This is a genomic window from Streptomyces sp. NPDC051987 (assembly GCF_040680735.1).
In the GTDB taxonomy this organism is placed as follows: Bacteria; Actinomycetota; Actinomycetes; order Streptomycetales; family Streptomycetaceae; genus Streptomyces.
Genome location: NZ_JBFAXI010000007.1, coordinates 74,688 through 95,179 on the forward strand (window position 1 = coordinate 74,688; position 20,492 = coordinate 95,179).

The window sequence follows — 20,492 nt, forward strand, 5'->3', positions numbered from 1 at the left end:
GGGACGCCCGTTCGGACACGTCAATGGTTGGTTCCGGGGATCAGCGCACCGGGAGAAGCTGAGGCACGTCCCCCCGGAAGAGCGCAACTGCCGCCCGAAAGCACCCAGTTCTTCGGATCATTCGAAATGGAGACCACGATGACGGACACGGACCGTGCGGACGGGCCACGGAACGAGGACGCCGGATACGCCCTGGAACTCCTGACCGCGCTGACCGCCGACCCGGACCGCGCCGCCGTGCACTGGCGCGGAGAGTGGATCACCGCGGGCCGGCTGGCCCGTTCCGTGGCCGAGTCGGTCCGGACCCTGCGCAAGCTCGGCATCGGCCCGGGAACCATGGTGGCGGTCCTCGTGGCACCCAACAGCCCGGAGATGCTCTCCGTCCGCTACGCCACCCATCTGCTCGGCGGGGCGGTGACCTTCATCCGCGGCGCGAACCCGGGCTCCACTGTGCCGGTCCTGTCCCGCGAGGCCCAGCTGCGGATCCTCTTCGACTCGGCCGCCGCCGTGCTGTGGACCGACACCGAGAACGCCCCCCGGGCCCGGGAACTGGCAGACCGCGCCTCGGGCCGCTTCCAGCTCGCGGAGCCCGCCGACGGCGGACTCACCACCCCGCCCGCGGTGGCGCCCGCCCGAGAGAGCGGCGAGGAGATCCTCGCCGAGCTGGGCGAACTGCCCCGCCGCGAACCGGGATCGCTCGCTCAGCTCTCCTTCAGCAGCGGCAGCACCGGCCAGCCCAAGGGGGTGTGTGTCTCCCATCGCGTGGCGGACTTCACCGTCCGCGGCACCGTCCCGCTGGTGTCCGAGCCGGATCCCCGGCTGCTCGTGGCCACCCCGCTGAGCTTCGTGGTGGGACCGGTGGCCGACTCGGTGCTGATCCTGGGCGGCACGGTCGTGCTGCACGAGGAGTTCGACGCCACCCGGGTCGTGCGGGCGATCGAGGAACACGGCATCACCCGCACCTTCATGGCCACCCCGCACCTGTACCAGGCGATGGAGGTGGTGAAGGAGGAGAAGACCGACATCGGCACACTGCGGGCGCTGATCTACACCGGTGTCGCCGCCGCCCCCGCCAAACTGGCCGAAGCCGCCGAGGTGTTCGGACCGGTCCTGCTCCAGGCGTACGGCAGCGCGGAGGCCGGCCGGATCACCATCCTGCTACCCGGCGACCACGACGACGCGCGGCTGCGCACCACGGTCGGGCGCCCGTTCCCCGAGGTCCGGCTGAAGATCTGCGACCAGGAGTCCGGCACGGAGCTGCCCGTCGGGCAGACCGGCGAGGTGTGGGTCCGCTCGCCCGCCCTGATGGACGGCTACCTGCGCGACCCCGCGCTGACCAACCGGTCCCTGCGCGGCGGCTGGTACCTGACCGGCGACATCGGCTTCCTCGACGAGGAGGGCTACCTCTCCCTGGTCGACCGGGTCGCCGACGTGGTGAAGATCGACGGCGTGAAGATCTACCCGGCCGTGCTGGAACGGGAGATCGCCACCCTGTCCGGCGTCGCCGACGTCGCCGTCTACGGGATCCGTGACCTGGACAACCTGGAACACCTGCACGCCGCGGTGGTCCGCCGCTCGGGGTCCCAGCTGACCGCGGACGCCATCCGCAAGCTCGTCACGGAGAAGATCTCGCCCGCCCACGCACCGGAAGAGGTCCACTTCCTCGACGAACTCCCGCTCGGTGTCTCCGGCAAGCCCGACAAGAACCGGCTGCGCCGGCTCCACCCCGCCGGCTGAGCGCCGGCCGCCCCCGGCACCGGGCCCTCCGCAACGCGGCGGAGGCCGAACACAGCCACGCAGAAGGCGAGTTGACCATGACCCAGCTCCTGAACTTCTTCGTCGCCGAGTTGGAAGAACTCGGTGAACACAAGCGCTCCTTCCTGGAGATAGGACGCCGCGCCGGACGCTTTCCGAGCGCGATGGCCCGGACCGGGACCACCGGCCCCGACCAGGAGATCAGCGTCTGGTGCAGCAACGACTACCTCGGCATGGGACAGCACCCGTCGGTCCTGGAGGCGATGAAGACCACGATCGACGCCTTCGGCGCCGGCTCCGGCGGCTCCCGGAACATCGGCGGCACGAACTACTACCACGTTCTGCTGGAGGACGAACTGGCCGCGCTGCACCACAAGGAGTCGGCGCTGGTGTTCAGCTCCGGCTACACCGCCAACGACGGCGCGCTGACCGTGCTGGCCGGCCGGCACCCCGACACGCTGGTCTTCTCCGACGCGCTCAACCACGCCTCGATCATCGACGGGCTCCGGCACAGCCGTGCCGAGAAGGTGATCTTCCGGCACAACGACACGGCACACCTCGCGGAGCTGCTCGCCGCCGCCGACCCGGACCGCCCGAAGCTGATCGTGCTGGAGTCGGTGTACTCCATGTCCGGCGACATCGCGCCGCTGGAGGAGATCGCCGACCTGGCCGACCGCCACCACGCCACCACGTTCCTCGACGAGGTGCACGCGGTCGGCATGTACGGCCCCGAGGGCGCCGGGATCTCCGCCTCGCTCGGCATCGCCGACCGGTTCACGGTGATCATGGGCACCATGGCCAAGGGCTTCGGCACCGCCGGCGGCTACATCGCCGGCCCGGCCCCGCTGGTGGAGGCGGTCCGCAGCTTCTCCCGGCCGTTCATCTTCACCACCTCGCTGCCGCCGGCCACCGCCGCCGGCGCTCTCGCCGCCGTCCAGCACCTGCGCTCCAGCGACGTCGAGCGCACCCGGCTGGCCACCAACGCGCGGCTGTTGCACCGGCTGCTGGGCGAACGCGGCATCCCGTTCGTCTCGCCCGACTCGCACATCGTCTCCGTCCTGGTCCGCGACGACCTCAAGTGCCAGCGGGCGTCCGCCATGCTGCTGCAGCGACACGGCATCTACGTCCAGGCGATCAACGCCCCGAGCGTGCGGGCGGGCGAGGAGATCCTCCGGGTCGCCCCCTCGGCCACCCACACCACCAGCGACGTCGAGAAGTTCGCCGAGGCGCTCGACGGCATCTGGGAGGAACTGGGCCTGCCCCGGAACGGCACCCCGGTCGAAGGCTGAAGCGCCCCGCCGCTCCCGGCCGGACTCCCACCGGTCCGGGGCGCCCCGCGGCCCCGAGGCCGTCCCGGACCTGACGCGAGGAGGTTGTGTGTCCCTGTCCCTGTCCCTGGCTTCCGTGCTCCGGGAGGCCGCGCTGCGCCGCCCCGAACACCCGGCGCTGGTCCAGCACGGCCAGGAAATGACGTACCGGGACCTGTGGCGACGGGCCCGGTGCTACGCCGCTGCGCTGACCCGTACGGGAATCCGCCCTGACGACCGGGTGGCGGTGCTGATCGGCAACGACGTCGTCTTCCCCGCCGCCTACTTCGGCGCGCTGGCCGCGGGCGCCGTCGTGGTTCCGGTGAACGGCCTGCTGAAGGCCGAGGAGATCGCGTACATCCTGCGGGACGCCGAGTGCGCGGCCCTGATCTGCGCCGGCCCGCTGCTCGGCGAGGGCCGGCCGGCGGCGGAGGCGACCGGTACCCGGCTGCTGACGGTGGGCGCCGGCGAACTGCCCGGCGCACTCGCGCTGGACAGCCTCGCCGAGGCCACCGAGCCGGTCGCCGCGGCCGTGCCTCGCGCCCCGGCCGACCTGGCCCTGGTGCTCTACACCTCCGGGACCACGGGCCGCCCCAAGGGCGCGATGCTCACCCAGCTCAACGTGACGATGAACGTGCAGATCGGCATGGAGTCGCCGTTCGCCTTCGGGCCCGACGACGTGCTGCTGGGCTGCCTGCCGCTGTTCCACACCTTCGGCCAGATCTGCGGCATGGCCACCTGCTTCCGGGCCGGCGCCACGATGGTGCTGATGGACCGCTTCGAGGCAGGCGAGGCGCTGCGCACGATGACCGCCTACGACTGCACAGTGCTGATGGGTGTCCCCAGCATGTACATCGCGCTGCTGGACGCCGCCGGGAAGGACCCCTGCCGGCCTCCCCTCGACCGCGCCTACAGCGGTGGTTCGGCACTCCCGGTGGCCGTGCTCGAACGGTTCGAGGAGGTCTACGGCTGCCGGATCTACGAGGGGTACGGACTCACCGAGACGTCCTCGTCGGTGGCCTACAACCAGCGTGCCTGGCCGACCCGGCCGGGCACGGTAGGAATGCCGCTGTGGGGTACGGAGGTGGAGATCGCGCGCTCCGACGTCGAGGACCGGATCGAGCTGCTGCCCGCGGACGAGGTCGGCGAGATCGTCGTACGCGGCCCCGGCGTGATGGCCGGCTACCTGGGCCGCCCCGAGGCCACCGCCGCGGCCCTGGTCGACGGCTGGTTCCGCTCGGGTGACCTCGGGGTCAAGGACAAGGACGGCTATCTGTCGGTGGTCGACCGCAAGAAGGACATGGTGCTGCGCAACGGCTACAACGTGTACCCCCGCGAAGTGGAGGACGTGCTGATGCGGCACCCGGCGATCGCCGAGGTGGCGGTGATAGGGGTGCCGCACGAGCGCTACGGCGAGGAGGTCTGCGCGGTGGTGCGCACGGTTTCCGGTGTCCGGCCCGGAACCGCGCTGGGCGCGGAGATCGTGGCATGGAGCCGGGACCGGCTCGCCGGGTACAAGTACCCGCGCAGAGTGGAGTTCGTCGACGGCTTCCCGCTCGGACCCAGCGGCAAGATCCTGAAGCGCGAACTGGCCGCCCGGCTGAGCGGCTGAGCGGTGGCGGGCGGCGCGGCACAGCCCGGCGCGCCGGGCCGTGCGCGCGTTCAGATGGCGAGCAGGCCGTCGTCCATGGCCCGTACCACCGCCAGGGTGCGGTTGGGGCAGTTCAGCTTGGCCAGGACATTGCCGACCAGCCGCTTCACCCCGTGCTCGGAGATCAGCAGACGGCGCGACACCTGCTTGTTGCTCAGCCCCTCGGCCAGCAGTCGCAGCACCTGGAGCTCGCGCGGGGTCAGCGCGACCCCGGCGGGGCCGCGCAGTGCTCCCGGCACGGCGGCCGGGGCCGGGCGGCCGTCGGCGGCCGACCGGCTGATCAGCCGCCGGGCCAGGCCGGCGGAGACCGCGAACTTCCCCGCCAGCACGTCCGCCACCGCGTCGGCCAGGGTGCCCGGGTCCAGTTCCGCCCAGTCGAGGAAACCGTGCACCGGGCAGTTCCCGAGCCGCGGTACCTCCGCCGCCTCCGGCCCGTCCACCAGGAGCACCAGCCTGGCTCCCCGGGCGCACACCGCGCGCACCGCGCCGAGCACGGGCTCGGCGGCCAGGTCGCCGGCCGCGGCGAGCACCGCGTCGACCGGGTGCCCGTCGCGGTGGCTGCCGTCGTGGCCCGCTCGGACCGTGTCGAGGCCGGGGACGGAGTGCAGCATTCCTTCGACGGCGTAGCGGTGGATCGTGTCCTCGATGACCACAGCGACGCGCCGTACGGCGTCGTTCGCCTGACTTGCCAATGTTCGCTCCTTCGGATGTTCTGACGGGCCGTCAGGGGCAGGGGGTCAGTTCGATCCGGCCTTCGGCGATCTCGGCGCCGAACTGGTGCAGGCCCACGCGGACGTCGGCCCGGCCGTCGGTACCGGGGGTGGCCTCCGCCACGTACTCCAACGGCCCCTCGAACTCACCGAAGTCGGCGAAGGTGGCCGTCAGACCGGTCAGGGCGGCCACCGGCGAAGGCAGCAGGCCCGCGCCGCAGGCCGCGAGCAGTCCGGCCTGGCGGAAGCCCTCCACGATGAACGGACCGGGCACATGGTCGTAGTCATGGTCGAAGTACGACGGATGGTCCCGGTCCATGACCATCGGATAGCGCAGCAACCCCGCCGGGAAGGACGTCGTACCCGGCGCGCCGACCACGACGTTGCGTTCGTCACGGCGCCCCACCCGGGCGGCCGGCACCGGAGTGGCGGGCTGCCACGACGGGACGGCGGCCAGGGGCTTGCGCGACCGCTGGAAGGCGCGCAGCGCCTCGTAGTCGCCACGCGACAGGAACACCACGTCACCGCTGACGGTCATCGCCGTGGTGCCGTCGATCTCCACCTCGCCGTCGACGCGCATACTGCCCAGATCGCCGCCACGGAACTCCTTGTGACCGATGCGGTAGCGCAACAGGCCCTGCAGCGGCCACCGCCGGTCGTCCCGGTACGGCTCCAGGCCCGCGGTCACCCGGAACTCGAACCGCTGCAGGCTGAACGGCAGGTCCAGCGCGATGCCCAGATACCGGTGGACGATGACGAAGCAGCCCTGGCGGGCGGCCTCGGCGGTGGCGAAGGGATCGTGGTGGGCGGTCAGCCGGTCCCCCCACAGCGCGTGCGCCCGCGGAATCTGCCAGGCCAGCAGGAAGGTGTCGGGGCCGGCCGGTGAGGAGTCGGTGATGAAGACCTCGCCGACCGCCCGGCGGTGCGCGATGGCCCGTGGCACGGTCCGGTCGAAGGTCAGGCGCTCCCGGACCCGCTGCGGCTCCATGGTGTCGTTGATGGTCATGTCGTACCGCCTTCGGACAGAGGGGTGGTTCGTCGGCCGGGCACGTCCGCGCGGGCCGGTGTCGCTTCGAAGTCCGGGCGGAACGCGGACCAGCGGCGGCGGGCCTCGTCGCGCAGCGTCGTGCCCACCTCCTTCGCGAAGTCCCAGCCGCCGCGCTCGGGGCCGGCCAGCCGACGGGCCGTCGCCGACAGCACCCGGCCCGGGGTCAGCACGTCGGCCGGACTGAGGTGATGGCTGAACAGCCGCAGGAAACGGTCGATGTCACCGTCGCCGTACAGCTTCGCCACCACCTCGGGTACGACGGCGGGCAGCGGGCCCACTCGGCCCAGGTCGTTGGCGAGCCCGTAGAAGGGCGCGTAGTGCCGGTCGCGCCAGCGTGCGAACTCGGCGGTGGCCCGGTCGATCCCCGTGTCGGATCCGCGCAGCGCCCTCAGTACCGCCGGCACCAGCCGCTCGACCTGACGGAAGGCGTCACCGATGCCGCGCCCGGCCGCCGGGTCCTTGAAATGGCCGGCGTCCCCGATCAGCACCCAGCCGGGGCCGGACGACTCCCGGAAATAGCCGTCGAACCGCAGGATGCCGTAGATCTTCTCGGCGATCCTGGCCTCGGCCAGCACCTCCGCCACCGGCTCGCAACTGCGCACGTGCTCCATGAGAGAGCGCCGCCGGTCCCGGCGGAACCGCTCCTTCTCATGGTTCTGCGGGGACACCCCCACGATGTACAGGCCGTGATCGGCGGGCCCGGCGAAGATGTGCCGGTCCTCCCAGCGGTGCAGCACGAAGGTGGGCGTGACGGTGAGGTCGGCGCCCTCGAAGTAGGTCCAGTAGTACCAGCGTTCGTTGGGTGTGACGTTGTAACGGCGGGCGCCGCGCAGCCTGGCCACGGTGGACTCGCGGCCGTCGGCGCCGACCACCAGCCGGGCCCTGATCCGGGACTCCACACCGTTCCTGACGAACCGGACCCCGGACACCCGGCCCTGTTCCTCCAGGAGCCCCGTCACCTTGGTGCCCATCCGGAGGTCGGCGCCGGCGCCGGCCGCCGCCTCGGCCAGGATCGGGTCGAGAACCACCCGGCGGATGCACGCGGCGCCGCCCACGTAGCCGTCGAAGGACGGGAAGTCGGCGGTGAACCGGAAGTCGTTCAGCCGGGTGTCGCTGCGCGTCATGAACTGCGCCTTGGTGTCCTGGATCCGGCCCAGCACGCCGAGGCGGTCCAGGAACGCCAGCGAATCGGCCTGCAACACGTTGGAGGACAGCGTGGGCTGGGGAAACACCGCCTGTTCGAGTACGGCGACCTTCACGCCGCGCCGGGCGAGCAGGGTGGCCATCGGCGAACCCGCCACCCGCGCACCCACCACCACCACGTCGAACTGCTCGGCCACAACGGACTCCTCGGGGTTGGCTGGGGCGGCCTCACGGCAGCCGGACGACTTGGGCGGCGTAGGCGAGACCGGCGCCGAAACCCATCAGCAGGGCCAGGTCGCCCCGCCTGGCCAGGCCCTGCGCGCGCAGCGCGGCAAGAGCCAGCGGCACGGATGCGGCGGAGGTGTTGCCCGCCTCGATCACATCGCGGGCGCACACCGCGTCGTCGCGCAGACTCAGCGACCGGGCCAGCGACTCCACGATGCGCAGGTTGGCCTGGTGCGGTACGAACACGTCGATGTCGCCCGCGCCGACTCCGGCGTTCTTCATGGCCCGCTGGGCGACCTCGGTGAGCTGCGAGATCGCCCAGCGGTACACGGCGGGGCCCTCCATCAGCAGCGCGGGCGCGGCACCCCGCTCGGGCCGGCCGGCCGGAGCACCCGTATGGGACATCCGGATGACGTCGCTCTGGGACCCGTCCGAGCCCCAGGCCACCGGACCGATCTCCGGGGTGTCGGCGGGACCGACCACCGCGGCGCCGGCGCCGTCGGCGAACAGGAACGCCGTCGACCGGTCGCCGGGATCCACGATGTCCGTCATCCGCTCGGCCCCGATGAGCAGCACCCGGCCGGCGCTCCCGGTGCGGACCAGGTCGCCGGCGAGCCCGAGGCCGTAGCAGAAACCGGAGCAGGCCGCGCCGATGTCCAGTGCCGCCGGGGACGGGAGGTTCAGCCGGGCACCGACCTGCGCCGCCAGCGACGGGGTGATCAGCCGGTAGGACATGGTGGCGACGAGCACCGCGTCCACCTGGCCGGGGGAGACGCCGGCATCGGCGAGCGCGGCGGCCCCGGCGGCCTCGCACATGGCGATCAGGCTCTCCTCGGCGGAGGCGAACCTGCGGTTGCGGATCCCGGAGCGGGCGACGATCCACTCGCTGCTGGACTCGATCGACCGGCAGATCTCGTCGTTGCCGACCACCCGGGTCGGCCGGTACGTGCCGAAGCCCTCGATGCGGCTGTGCCGCAGCGCGGGCGGGCATTCCAGTGGTGCGGCCATGCCGTGCCCCTTCTTCCGTCGTGGTGGTGGCGGTCAGCCGGACAACCGCCGCCGGATCACGTCCAGCACGTGGTCCTCGTGGTCGGTCACGGCGAAGTGACCACCGGTCAGCCGGTGGCTCTCGCAGTCGGCGCCGGTGTGCCCGCGCCATCTCTCCAGGCCTGCGGCGGGCACCGTGCCGTCCCGGTCCCCCGCGAAGACGGTGACCGGGACGTCCAGCGGCGGCCCCGGCCGGTAGACGTAGGAAGCGGCCAGTTCGAGGTCCGCGCGCAGTACGGGCAGGAAGTACGTGACCAGTTCGGGTACCGCCCGGACCTCTGCGGGGATCCCGTCGTAGCGCCGGTCGATCTCCTCGACCAGCGCCGTGTCGTCCGAAGGGATCGGCGGTGTCTCACGGACGTCCGGCGCCGCGCTGGCGGCGGCGACCAGGTGCACCGGACCGCCGCCGCGGCGGCCGAGCTCGCGGGCCACCTCGAAGGCGAGCATCGCGCCCAGGCTCTGCCCGAACAGCGCGTACGGACCCGGCACCGCCGCGGTCACCGCGGTGGCGAACTCCTCGACCAACGGTTCCCACCGGTTGGCGAAGGGCTCGCCCGTCCGGGTGGCCCGGCCGGGCAGTACCGCGCTCCACACCTCGATGCCGGGGGCGAGCCGCTGCGCCCAGCGCCGGAAGGCGGCCGGGCCGGCGCCGGAGTGCGGGAAGCACACCAGACGCATCCGGGCGGCGGGTTCCGGCCGGGCCCGCACGAGGAGCGCGCCCGACTCGGGAGGGGGCGCCGGCGCCATGACGGCGGCCGGCCGGGAGCCGTGCGGTACAGAGTTCATGAGGCGTCACTTCCGGTGCGAAGGTCGTCGTGCGGATCCCGCGGTTCCAGGGCCTGGGCGACCGTCCGGGCCAGGGCCAGGGGGGTGCCGTCCTCCAGCAGAGCCTGGAGCGGTACGGCGACCGCGAAGTCCCGTTCGATGCGGTTCTTGAGCTCAACCAGCGCCAGGGAACTGAGTCCGAGCGCGGTCAGCGGCCCGTCGGCCGGCACCGGCGCGGCGCTGTCCGTGTCGAGGGCCTCCGACAGTCGGTCGAGGATGTACGCGGCGACGATGGCCTCCAGTTCGGCGGGCGACCGCCCGGCCGCCGGCGGCGCGGCCACGGACGCCGCACCGTCGTCGGCGCCCACGGGAGCGGTGGCCGCCGAGACCCTCTCCAACGGAAGCCAGTGCCGTCGCCGCTGCCAGGGGTAGGCGGGCAGCGGCACATGCCGGGCGGGCGGTGGCAACACCGCCTCCCAGCGCACGGAGAGACCAGCCTCGTACAGCTCGCCGAGAGCCTTGTCCAGGCACTCCCGTGCGGACATGTCGCGCCGCAGGCTGCCCGTGACGGTGTACCGCGGGCCCGGGGCCCGTTCCAGCGTCGCGCCGATGTCCCGGAGCAGCACCGGGTGCGGCCCGATCTCCAGGAACACGGTCACGCCGTCCCGGGCCAGCGCCTGCACGGCGGCGCCGAACAGGACGGTGCCGCGCAGGTTCCGTCCCCAGTGGACGTGGTCCAGCTGGTCGGCACGCACCCGGTCACCGGTGACGGTGGAGTAGTGCGGCACGCCGCCGCCGCGCGGACGCAGGTGGCGCAGGCCGTCGGCGAGCCGCCGGTCGGCCCCGTCCAGCAGCGGGCTGTGGAAGGCGTACTGCACCGGCAGCCGCCTGGTCCCGGCGTCCGGACCCACGAGGGACTCCAGGAGGGCGATCTGGTCGGGATCCCCGGCGACGACGGTGGAACGCGGGCCGTTGACGGCGGCCAGGCCGATGCGGTCACCGGCCTTCTCGACGAGCCCCGCCACCTCCTCCGCCGACAGGGCGATCGCGGTCATCGCACCGCCCCTCGCGTGTGCCTCGGTGATCCGGGCCCGGGTGACGAGCAGGTCGAGGGCCTCCTCGCGGTCGAGGGCGCCGGACACCCGGGCGGCGACGATCTCGCCCATGCTGTGCCCGGTCACGGCATGGGGCTCCACACCCCAGGACCGCCACAACGCGGCGAGGCCCAGTTGGAGGACGGCGATGCAGACCTGGGCCACCTCGGTCTCGTGCAGCCGGCCGGCCCCCTCGGGCTTGGCGAGTTCCTCCAGCACCGACCAGCCGGCCAGCTTCCGGACCACGGCGTCGCACGCCTCTGCCTCGGCTCGGAAGACGGGCTCCTCGTCGAGGAGCCGGCCGCCCATGCCGGTCCACTGGGTGCCCTGGCCGCTGAAGACGAAGGCGACGCGCGGCCCCGCGGCCCGTGGGCGGAGGAACTCCGTGCGGACCGCGGCCAGTTCGCGGGCCAGCGCGGTGGCGGAGTCGGCGCCGGCGACGAGCCGGACGGCGTGGTGGTCGCGGCTCGTCGCCGCGGCCGCGCAGAGTTCCTCGGCGGCGCGCGGGTCCAGCCCGGCCAGCCGTCGCGCGTAGACGGCGGCGAGGGCGCCGAGCGCCGGGCCGCTGCGGGCCGACAACGGCAGCAGCAGCCGGCCACGCAGCGGACCGGCCGGCTCGTTCTGTGACCGCGGGGCCCCGGTGACCGGGCCTTCCAGCACGACGTGGGCGTTGGTGCCGCCGAAGCCGAACGAGCTCACGGCACCGAGACGGCGCTCGGCGCCCGGCAGCGGGGACAGCGCGGTGGGGATCGTCAGCCGGCTGTCGCCCAGGTCGATCTCCGGGTTGAGCCGGTCCAGATGAAGGTTCGGCGGCACCTGACCGTGCTCCAGGACCAGGATCGTCTTGAGCAGCCCGATGATGCCCGCCGCCGCCTCCTGGTGGCCGAAGTTGGTCTTCACCGCGCCGATCGCGCAGGGCCGGTCGCCCTCGCCGTAGACCTCGCGCAGCGCCTCGGTCTCGATGGGGTCGCCGAGCCGGGTGCCGGTGCCGTGCGCCTCGACATAGAGCACGTCCCGTGCGTCGGCCCGTGCGTCGGCCAGCGCCCGGCGCAGCAGCGCGGCCTGGGCGGTGGGGCTGGGCGCGGTCAGGCCGTTGGCACGGCCGTTGTGGTTGACCGCGGTACCCCGGACCAGCGAGCGGACCCGCCGGCCGGCCGCGTGGGCGTCGGAGCGGCGCTCCAGCAGGAGCATGCCGCAGCCCTCGGCGCGGACGATGCCGTCCGCGGCCGCGTCGAAGGTACGGCAGCGCCCGGCGGACGCGGTCGGCAGTACCTTCTCCGTGGCCGACATCGCGGCTTCCGAGAGCACCACGTTGACTCCGCCCACCAGCGCGAAGTCGCACTCGCCCGCGCGCAGCGACCGGACCGCCAGGTGCAGGGCGACCAGGGAGGAGGAGCAGGCGGTGTCGACCGCCAGACTCGGGCCGTGCAGATCCAGCAGATACGACAGCCGGTTGGCGGCGATGGTGTGGGCGCCGCCCGGCGCGGTGTAGGCGTTGATGGCGGCCTGCCCGGACAACTGCGCCGTCAGGTAGTCGCCGCCGTAGAGGCCGAGGAAGACCCCGGTGGGACGGTCCCGGAGGCGTTCGGCGGGCAGCCCCGCGTCCTCGACGGCCTCCCAGGCCGCCTCCAGCACCAGCCGCTGCTGCGGATCCATCCGGTCGGCCTCCGCCGCGTCGATGCCGAAGAACTCGGCGTCGAAGCCGTCGACCCGGTCGAGTTGCCCGGCCCAGCGGCCCGTGCGGCGGCCACCGCCGTCACGGCGGCCCTCGGGGTCGTCCAGCCACGGGGTCACCGTGTCGGTACCGGAGCGCAGCACCCGCCACAGCCCGTCGAGGTCCTCGACACCGCCGGGCGCGCGCACCGCTGCCCCGACCACGGCGACGGGCTCCTCAGCGCGCTCCACGGCGGCCAGCCGGGCCCGGGCGTCCTTGAGCTGACGCAGTGCCTGCTCCAGCAGCCTGCGCTGGTCGGTCGCGGTCGGCACGCTCATTCCTCCCCTTCCGCTTCGAACGCGTCCAGTTCCGCGGCGAGCAGCGCCGCCACCTCGGCATCGTCCAGGTGCGCCAGGCCGGTGTCCGGGTCCGGCCCCGGAGCCGTCGCCCCGGGCGGTACCAGCGCGGCGCCCCGGCCGTCTGATGCGTTCCGTTCGCCGGTCGTCGGCGTGTCGCCGGGCAGCAGCCGGGACAGCACCTGGTCGGCGAGCGCGCCCACCGTGGGATGGGCGTACACCAGCGTCGCCGAGAGCCGGATGCCCAGCGCTGACTCCAGCCGGCCCCGCAGCTCGATCGCCATCAGCGAGTCCAGGCCCATGCTGTGGAAGGGTGCGTCGGCCGCGACCGTGCCGGGCCGCGCGCTGAGCACCTGGGCGACCTGGTCGGTGAGGAAGTCCACCATCGCCTGCCGGCGCTGTGCCGGGCTGCCGGCGGCCAGGATCTCCGCGTCCACCGTGCCGGGCCGCGCGCCGGCAGTGCCCGGCAGACCGTCCTGCCAGGCCGTCAGCAGCGGGGCGAGCAGTTCCCGGGCGGACGGCCACACACCCGCCGCGGCCAGTCGGGCCGGGTCGAGGGCGGTGGCGGCGAGCTGCGGACGGTCGCCGCACAGGGCCGCGTCCAGCAGTTCGAGCCCCGTGCCGGGATCCAGCGGCGGTACGCCCCGTGCGGCGAGCCGGTCGGTGCCGCCCCCGGTCGCCGCGAGGCTCGCACCGGCCCAGGTGCCCCAGGCGATGCTGTGCGCCGGCAGCCCGAGGGCGGTCCGGCGGCAGGCCAGCGCGTCCAGAAAGGAGTTGGCGGCCGCGTAGGCCCCCTGCCCCGGGGAACCGATCAGGCCCGCGAGGGAGGAGAACAGCACGAAGAATTCGAGCGGTTCGTCCCGGGTGAGCTCGTGCAGGTGCCAGGCGCCGACCGCCTTGCCCGCGAAGGCACGGGCCAGGTCCCGCGGCGCCAGGTCCGGCAGCAGCGCGTCGGCCAGGACTCCGGCCAGGTGCACGACCCCGCCGACGGGAGGGCGGGCCGGGCCCGCGTCGGGGTGCGGACCGTGCAGCGCGGTGCGCAGGCTGTCCGCGTCGGAGACGTCGGCCTGGGCGACCCGGATGTCGCAGCCCCCGGCGCGGAGTTCGGCCAGCTGCCGGGCGGCGGACTCGGAGGGGGCGCTGCGGCCGATCAGCAGCAGGTGACGGGCGCCCCGGCCGGCCAGCCGGCGGGCCACCCGCATGCCCAGCTCGCCGAGGCCGCCGGTGAGGACGTAGACGCGGTCGGCGCGCAGTGCGCGCGTGCCGGCCAGCGGATCGCGGGCGGCCTCGCGCAGCACCGGCGCGGTGAGCTCGCCGGCGCGCACGGCCACCTGCGTGCAGGGCTCGGCCGCCAGGAGCGCGGCGGTGGCCGCGTCCAGGTCCCGGGGGGCCGGGTCGCGGTCCAGGTCGATCAGCGAACAACCCGGTGCGGGGAACTCGTTGGCGACGGTCCGGCCGAGTCCCCACAGCCCGGCCCCCGTGGGCAGTTCGTCCCCGGCGGCGCCGGTGGGGACCTGGGTGCCCGCGGTGAGCAGCCACAACCGGGGAGCGGCGTGCCGCCATCGTCCGCCGGTCACCGCCCGGACCGGTTCCAGGGCGTCCGCCGTGCGGTCCGCCTCGTCCTGCGCGGTGGCCCCCGGCCGCACCGCGGCGGCCCTGGTGTCGACGATGCCGCGCAGTGGTCCGTCCTCTTCGGCGGTGGTCAGATCGCCGAAGCCCGAGTCCGCGCCGGGCCGGCGGGTCGCGCAGTGCGCGCCGGCCCGGGTGAGCCGTTCGGCCAGGCCGGCCGCGGTCCCCAGGGACGCCTCGTCGGCCAGGAGCAGCCAGCGGCCGGGGTCCGGCGCTGCGGGCCCGGTGTCGTACGGCGTCCAGCGCACCTCGTACAGCCGGCCGTCCTCGGGCCGGCGCCGCGGGGCGGTGAGCCGGATCCGGAGACCGGTCGCGGACCAGACGCGGGTTCCGGTGTCGTCGAGCACCGTGACGTCGGCGACGATCCGCTCGTGACCCGCCTCCAGGATCCGGGCGTGGCACCAGCCGGTGCGCAGGGGGGTGCCCTCGGTGGCGCTCCACACGGTGTCCGCGCCCACCGGCAGGGGCAGCGCGTCCTGCCGGCCGGTCCCGGCGGTCGCGGCGGCCACGGTGTGCAGACACGAGTCGAGCAGCGCCGGGTGCAGCGGCGGCGCGCCGGCGTCCAGCCCCTCGGGCAGCCGGACGCGGCCGAGTGCCTCGCCGTCACCGACCGCCAGCCGTTCGAGGCCCCGGAACCGGGGTCCGTACCGCAACCCGGCCGCCTCCAGCCGCCGGTAGTGGCCGTCGGCCGGCACCTCGGTGGCGCAGCGGGCCCGGACCTCGTCCAGGTCGCCGGACGGCCCGAGGGGAGTGCCGCCGGGCGCCTCGCCGAGCACGCCCTCCGCGTGGGTCACCGGGCGGCCGTCGGACGGGCAGGAGACGACGGTGAAGTGCTCCCGGCCGTCCGGACCGGGCCGGACGGCGATCTGCAGCGGCCGTTCCCGGCCCTCGTCCAGCAGCGGATACGGCTGGGCGAACGACACCTCGTGCAGTGCCACCGGCCTGCCCTGCGCCGTCTGCGCGGCGGCCTGGACGGCGGCGGTCAGCCAGTAGGCCCCGGCGACCAGCGGGACGTCCTCGACCACGTGGTCGAGGAGTTCGGGCGCGCTCTGCGGGCCGAGCGGCAACTCCCACAGCCGCAACGCCGGTTCCGTTCCCACCGGGACACGCGCGCCCAGCAGCCGCCCGCCGGTCCGGCGGGCGGACGTGGGGCGTCGGCCGTCGCCGAGCCGTGCGATCGGGAAGTGCCGGTGCCGCCAGCCGTGCCGGGGCAGCGGGGTGTGCCGGGCGGGCCCCGGGTGAAGCGCGCTCCAGTCGACGGGCACGCCCGCCGTGTACAGCGTGCCCAGCGCGGTCAGCAGGGAGCGTGGTTCGTCCTCGTCGCGGCGGAGCGAGGAGACCACGAGGGCCTCGGTGAGGCCGCTCTCGTCGAGGTGGTCGGCGACCGGCCGGGCCAGTACCGGGTGCGGGGCGATCTCCACGAAGGTGTCGCAGCCGTCCGCGAGCAGCCGCCCCAGGGCGGGGCCGAAGCGCACCGGGGCCCGGACGTTGGTCACCCAGTAGTCGGGGCCGAGTTCGTGCCCGCGCACCGCTTCGCCGGTCACGGTGGAGTACAGCGCGACGTCGCAGTCCTGGGCGGTGAGCGCGGCGAGCGCGGCGCGCAGCCGCGGCTGGAGGGGTTCGACCTGGGGGCTGTGGGCGGCGAACTCCACCGAGATCCGACGGGCGAACACCCCCTGGGCGTCCAGGCGCGCCACCACCTCGTCCAGGGCCGCCGGGGTGCCCGACAGCACGGTGGCGCGCGGGCCGTTGAGCGCCGCGACGGACAGTTCGTGCGTCCGGCCCGTGATCAGCGCGGCCGCCTCGTCCTCGCCCAGTTCGACGAGTACCAGCCCGCCGAGCCCGGAGATCTCGGTGAGCAGCCGGCTGCGTTCGCACACCACCGCGGCAGCGTCGGCCAGGGTGAGCGCGCCGGCCGCCCGGGCCGCGGCGATCTCGCCCATGCTGTGGCCGATCACCGCCGCCGGCCGCAGCCCCCACGCACGCCAGGTCTCGGCCAGGGCGACCTGCATCGCGAACAGAGCGGGCTGGACCTCGGCGGTGCTCTCGGCGACCAGACCGTGCTCGTCGCTCCACAGCGAACGCCCCAGATGGCGGGCGATCGCGGCGTCCGCCTCCCGGACGGCCGAACGGAAGACGGGCACGGTCAGGGCGAGCCGGCGCCCCATGCCCGCCCACTGAGACCCCTGCCCGGGGAAGACCAGCGCCACCTTCGGCCGGTGCCGGGCCGTCCGGCGGCCCGGCACGGCGTACGCGCTTCGTTCGCCGGCGGCGAGCGCGTCGAGCGCCTCGGCGGCCTCCTTCGCGTCCGCGGCGACCACCGCGGCCCGGTACGGGGCATGCTCGGTGCGATGAGCGGCGGCCGCGCCGAAGCGGGCCGGCCAGCCGGGGTCGCCCGTGGCCGACCGGGCCTGGGCCGCCCAGGCGGCGGCCCGTCGCGGCAACGTGTCGGCGGAGCGGGTGGAGAGGGGGATCAGCCGAGGCGGTGTATGCGCCCCGTCGGCCACGGAGGCGTCGGCGGCCTCGGGGGCCGCTTCGGGTGCGGCGGACAGCACCAGATGGGAGTTGGTTCCGCCGAAGCCGAACGAACTGACGCCGGCCGCGGCCGGGGTGCCGTCCGCCCGCAGCGGCCAGTCGGTGGTGTCGGCGACGACGGTCACCGGGACGCGGTCCAGCCCCAGCAGCGGATTGGCCTGCCGGTAGTGCAGGGTCGGCGGGATCCGCCGGTGGTGCAGGGCGAGCGCGGTCTTGATCAGCCCGGTCACCCCCGCGGCCGCCTCCAGATGGCCCAGGTTGGACTTGACCGAGCCGATCCTGAGGGGGCGTGCGGCCGGGCGGCCCGTGCCGAGTACACCGGCCAGTGCGGCGACCTCGATCGGGTCGCCGACCGCGGTGCCGGTGCCGTGCGCCTCGACATAGCCGACGTCACTGGTGGGCACCCCGGCCGCACGGTACGCGGCACGCAGCACGGCCTCCTGCGACGGGCCGTTCGGCGCGGTCAGCCCGTTCGTCCGGCCGTCCTGGTTGACGGCGCTGCCCTGGATCACCGCGTAGACCCGGTCCCGGTCGGCGACGGCGGCGGAGAGCGGTTTGAGGACCACGACGCCGACGCCCTCGCTGCGCACATAGCCGTCGGCCCGGTGGTCGAAGGGCTTACAGCGCCCGTCGGCGGCCATCAGCCCGCCCTGGCTGAAACTCAGGGCGATGCGGGGGCTGGTGATGACGTTGACCCCGCCGGCGAGCGCCAGCTCGGCCTCGCCGGCGCGCAGCGCCTGGCAGGCCAGGTGCACCGCGACCAGGGAGGACGAGCACGCGGTGTCCACCACCAGGCTGGGCCCGCGCAGGTCGAGGACATAGGACAGCCGGTTCGCGACGATGCTCAGCGCGCCGCCGGTGCCGTCGTAGGGCTGGGCGTCCTCCAACGAGCTGAACACGGCGGTGCCGTGGTCGAAGCTGGACACCCCCATGAAGACGCCGGTGCGGGAACCGGACAGCCGGTCGGGGGCGATCCCGGCGTCCTCCAGGGACTCCCAGGCGACCTCAAGGGCGAGGCGCTGCTGCGGATCCATCCGGGCGGCTTCGCGCGAGGCGACACCGAAGAACTCGGAGTCGAAGCCCGCGACGTCGGCCAGGAAGCCGCCCCAGCGCGCGTTCACCCGCTCCGGGCCGGCCGCGCCGGGATCGTCGAACGCCGTGGGGTCCCACCGGTCGGACGGCACCTCACCGACGGCGTCCACGCCGTCGGTGAGCAACGTCCAGAAGGCCTCCGGCCCTGCGGCACCGGGGACCCGGCACCCGATCCCCACGACGGCGACGGGCTCGGCGGCCTTGGCACCTCGGAGCGGTGCGGTCGGCTCGGCGGCCTCGGCACCGGTCCCCGCGCCGCTCAGCGCGGCCACATGGGCGGAGATCGCGTCGATGTCGGGATGGTCGTAGGCGGCGGTGGGACCGAGTTCGACGCCGGCCCACACCTGGAGCCGGTCGGAGAGTTCCAGTACCTGCATGGAGGACAGACCGAGCGCGGCGAAGGGAAGGTCGGTCGGTATGTCCCCGGCGGGCAGGTGCAGCAGTTCCGCCACGGCCCGGGTGAGCCAGTCGGAGGTCCGGCGTTCCACCGTCATCGGGTGACTCCCTCAAGGGCACGGCCACCCGGCTCCCGGGCCGGAGTGAACTCACCCCGCTCGTAGGCGGTACGGCACCAGGCGCGCTGGATCTTCCCGCTGGACGTCTTGAACGTCGAGGCGGGTGCGACCAGGTGGATGTCGTCGAGCTGGATGCCGTGGTCGGCGCTGACCGCGACGGCCACCTGGCGCCTGATCTGCGCCAGCGTGGGTACGGCCGACGCGGCGGCCTCGTCACCGGTTCGCCAGCTGCCGGACGGCCGGATCACCTCGGCGACCAGAACGACCTGCTCCCGCCCGTCGCGCTCCACCGCGAACGCGGCGCAGCAGCCGGGCCGGATCCAGGGATGGGCCGCCTCGGCGGACGCCTCGATGTCCTGCGGGTAGTGGTTGAGGCCGCCGACGATGATCACGTCCTTGAGCCGGCCCGTGACGTAGAGCTCGCCGTCGAGGAGAACGCCGAGGTCGCCCGTGCGCAGGAAGGGGCCTTCGCCGGTGTCGGCCAGTCGGGCCGCGAAGGTCTCGCGCGTGGCGTCGGGGCGGCCCCAGTAGCCGAGCGGGAGGTCCGCGCCGGACATCCAGATCTCGCCCACGGCACCGTCCTCGCAGCTGCGCAGGGTGGCCGGGTCGACGATGACGAACCTGCGGCTCAGCCGGGCGCGTCCGACGCTGATCATCGTGTAGTCGTCGCCGGGCACCGCCCGTCCCCGGCGCAGTTCCTCGCGGTCGACGTCACGGGTGAGAGGCCGTTGACCGCGTACTCCGCCGGAAGCGACCAGGGTGGCCTCGGCGAGCCCGTAGCCGGTCTGCAGCGTCTCGGGGGCCAGGCCGTGCGGGGCGTACGCCTGGGCGAACGCCTCGAAGGTGGCGGGCCGGATCGGCTCCGCACCGCTGAAGGCCACCTTCCAGCTGCTGAGGTCGAGCTCGGCCCGGTCCTCCTCCAGGACGCGGCTGACGCACAGGTCGTAGGCGAAGTTGGGGGCACCGGAGACCGAGCCTCGGTAGCGGGTGATCGCACGCAGCCAGCGCGCGGGGCGCTGCACGAAGGCGGCCGACGGCATCAGGACCAGATGGGCGCCCAGGTAGCACGACTGCAGCACTTTCCCGATCAGGCCCATGTCGTGGTACAGCGGAAGCCAGGACACGATCACGTCCTCGGAGGTCATCCCCATGACAGCGGAGAACATCTCCTCGTTGCGCAGCAGCGCCCGGTGACTGACCATCACTCCCTTGGGCAGCGAGGTCGATCCGGACGTGTACTGGAGGAAGGACAGGTCCTCGGCCCGGATGCGCGGCGCCCGGTAGCCGGCCGCCTCGCTCACCGGCACGGTGTCGACCTCGATCCACTCCAGCGCCGCCAGCTCCGGTGAGAACTCCCGGATCGGTTCGTGCAGTGCGGTGCCGCTGCCGGTCAGGACGGCGCGGGCGCCGCAGTCCTGGGCGATCGTCCGCAGGGTGGTGACCTTGCGCGGATTGCGCAGCGGGAGGGGAGGGGCGACGGGGACCGCGACGACACCGGCGTACTGGCAGGCCATGAAGGCCCGGATGAAGTCGGTGTTGTCGACGGCGAGGACCAGCGCCCGGTCGCCGGCCCGCAGTGAACGCTGCAGCCGAGCTGCGGTGGCCCGCGCCATCAGGTCGAGCGCACCATGAGTCAGGACGTCGGATTCGTCATGGCCGTTGCCCAGGATGGTGTAGGCGGTCTCCGTACCTCGCTGCTGTGCGTTCTCCGACAGCAGCGCGGAGATGTTCGGAGCCTTCAATGGCGTTTCCAATTTCCCGCTCCCATAGGTACTCGAAGACGGCACGGCCATATCGCACAGCAAAACGGCTGGGCGCAGTTGCCGCGCAGTGAGATACGGATTCGTTCCCACCCGGCGTCGACACCGCATGGCCCCGTGCGGGCCCGGCGCGGAGCCCGCGCGATCGTCCCGGAAAGCCGCGTTCGAATGACTTGGCTCGGACTCGTCCGCCTACCGGGCGGACA

Annotated in this window: 11 protein-coding genes; 3 read left to right on the forward strand and 8 right to left on the reverse strand. The window is 73.9% G+C overall.

All coding sequences use genetic code 11. From position 1 onward, the window contains the following. Window positions 1-138: 138 nt before the first annotated feature. The 3 genes from AB0M11_RS06005 (at window position 139) to AB0M11_RS06015 (ending at window position 4,674) form a co-directional block, all read left to right on the forward strand. Window positions 139-1,737: an AMP-binding protein gene (locus AB0M11_RS06005; protein WP_365701855.1), complete on the forward strand. Its 1,599-nt coding sequence runs from the start codon at window positions 139-141 to the stop codon at window positions 1,735-1,737. A gap of 77 nt (window positions 1,738-1,814) precedes the next feature. Beyond that, entirely contained in the window at window positions 1,815-3,044 is a 1,230-nt protein-coding gene (gene hemA / locus AB0M11_RS06010) for a 5-aminolevulinate synthase (protein ID WP_365701857.1), read from the forward strand. A gap of 94 nt (window positions 3,045-3,138) precedes the next feature. Then, entirely contained in the window at window positions 3,139-4,674 is a 1,536-nt protein-coding gene (locus AB0M11_RS06015; RefSeq protein ID WP_365702030.1) for a long-chain fatty acid--CoA ligase, read from the forward strand. 50 nt (window positions 4,675-4,724) lie between these two features. On the opposite strand, the gene AB0M11_RS06020 is transcribed toward AB0M11_RS06015, so the two are convergent. From AB0M11_RS06020 to AB0M11_RS06055, 8 genes are read right to left on the reverse strand one after another with little or no spacing between them, the layout of a single operon-like run. Continuing rightward, a complete protein-coding gene (locus tag AB0M11_RS06020; protein ID WP_365701859.1) occupies window positions 4,725-5,405 on the reverse strand; it encodes a response regulator transcription factor in 681 nt (226 codons plus the stop codon). Between the two features lie 31 nt (window positions 5,406-5,436). Continuing rightward, on the reverse strand, window positions 5,437-6,429 hold the full coding sequence (locus tag AB0M11_RS06025; protein WP_365701861.1) for an AfsA-related hotdog domain-containing protein: 993 nt from the start codon (window positions 6,427-6,429) through the stop codon (window positions 5,437-5,439). Further along, window positions 6,426-7,811 carry an NAD(P)/FAD-dependent oxidoreductase gene (locus AB0M11_RS06030; protein ID WP_365701863.1) on the reverse strand — a complete coding sequence of 462 codons (1,386 nt, stop codon included), beginning with the start codon at window positions 7,809-7,811 and terminating at the stop codon, window positions 6,426-6,428. The genes AB0M11_RS06025 and AB0M11_RS06030 overlap by 4 nt, the downstream gene beginning before the upstream one ends. Before the next feature lie 31 nt (window positions 7,812-7,842). Continuing rightward, on the reverse strand, window positions 7,843-8,847 hold the full coding sequence (locus AB0M11_RS06035; RefSeq protein ID WP_365701865.1) for a beta-ketoacyl-ACP synthase III: 1,005 nt from the start codon (window positions 8,845-8,847) through the stop codon (window positions 7,843-7,845). A gap of 33 nt (window positions 8,848-8,880) precedes the next feature. Beyond that, on the reverse strand, window positions 8,881-9,672 hold the full coding sequence (locus tag AB0M11_RS06040; protein ID WP_365701867.1) for a thioesterase domain-containing protein: 792 nt from the start codon (window positions 9,670-9,672) through the stop codon (window positions 8,881-8,883). Further along, a complete protein-coding gene (locus AB0M11_RS06045; RefSeq protein WP_365701869.1) occupies window positions 9,669-12,737 on the reverse strand; it encodes a beta-ketoacyl synthase N-terminal-like domain-containing protein in 3,069 nt (1,022 codons plus the stop codon). The genes AB0M11_RS06040 and AB0M11_RS06045 overlap by 4 nt, the downstream gene beginning before the upstream one ends. Beyond that, window positions 12,734-18,505, reverse strand: coding sequence for an SDR family NAD(P)-dependent oxidoreductase (locus tag AB0M11_RS06050; RefSeq protein WP_365701871.1), 5,772 nt, complete (start codon window positions 18,503-18,505; stop codon window positions 12,734-12,736). Before AB0M11_RS06050 ends, AB0M11_RS06045 begins: the two co-directional genes overlap by 4 nt. Next, window positions 18,502-20,268 (reverse strand): fatty acyl-AMP ligase, encoded by a 1,767-nt coding sequence (locus tag AB0M11_RS06055; RefSeq protein ID WP_365701873.1) that lies wholly within the window; start codon window positions 20,266-20,268, stop codon window positions 18,502-18,504. Before AB0M11_RS06055 ends, AB0M11_RS06050 begins: the two co-directional genes overlap by 4 nt. Between the last annotated feature and the right edge of the window lie 224 nt (window positions 20,269-20,492).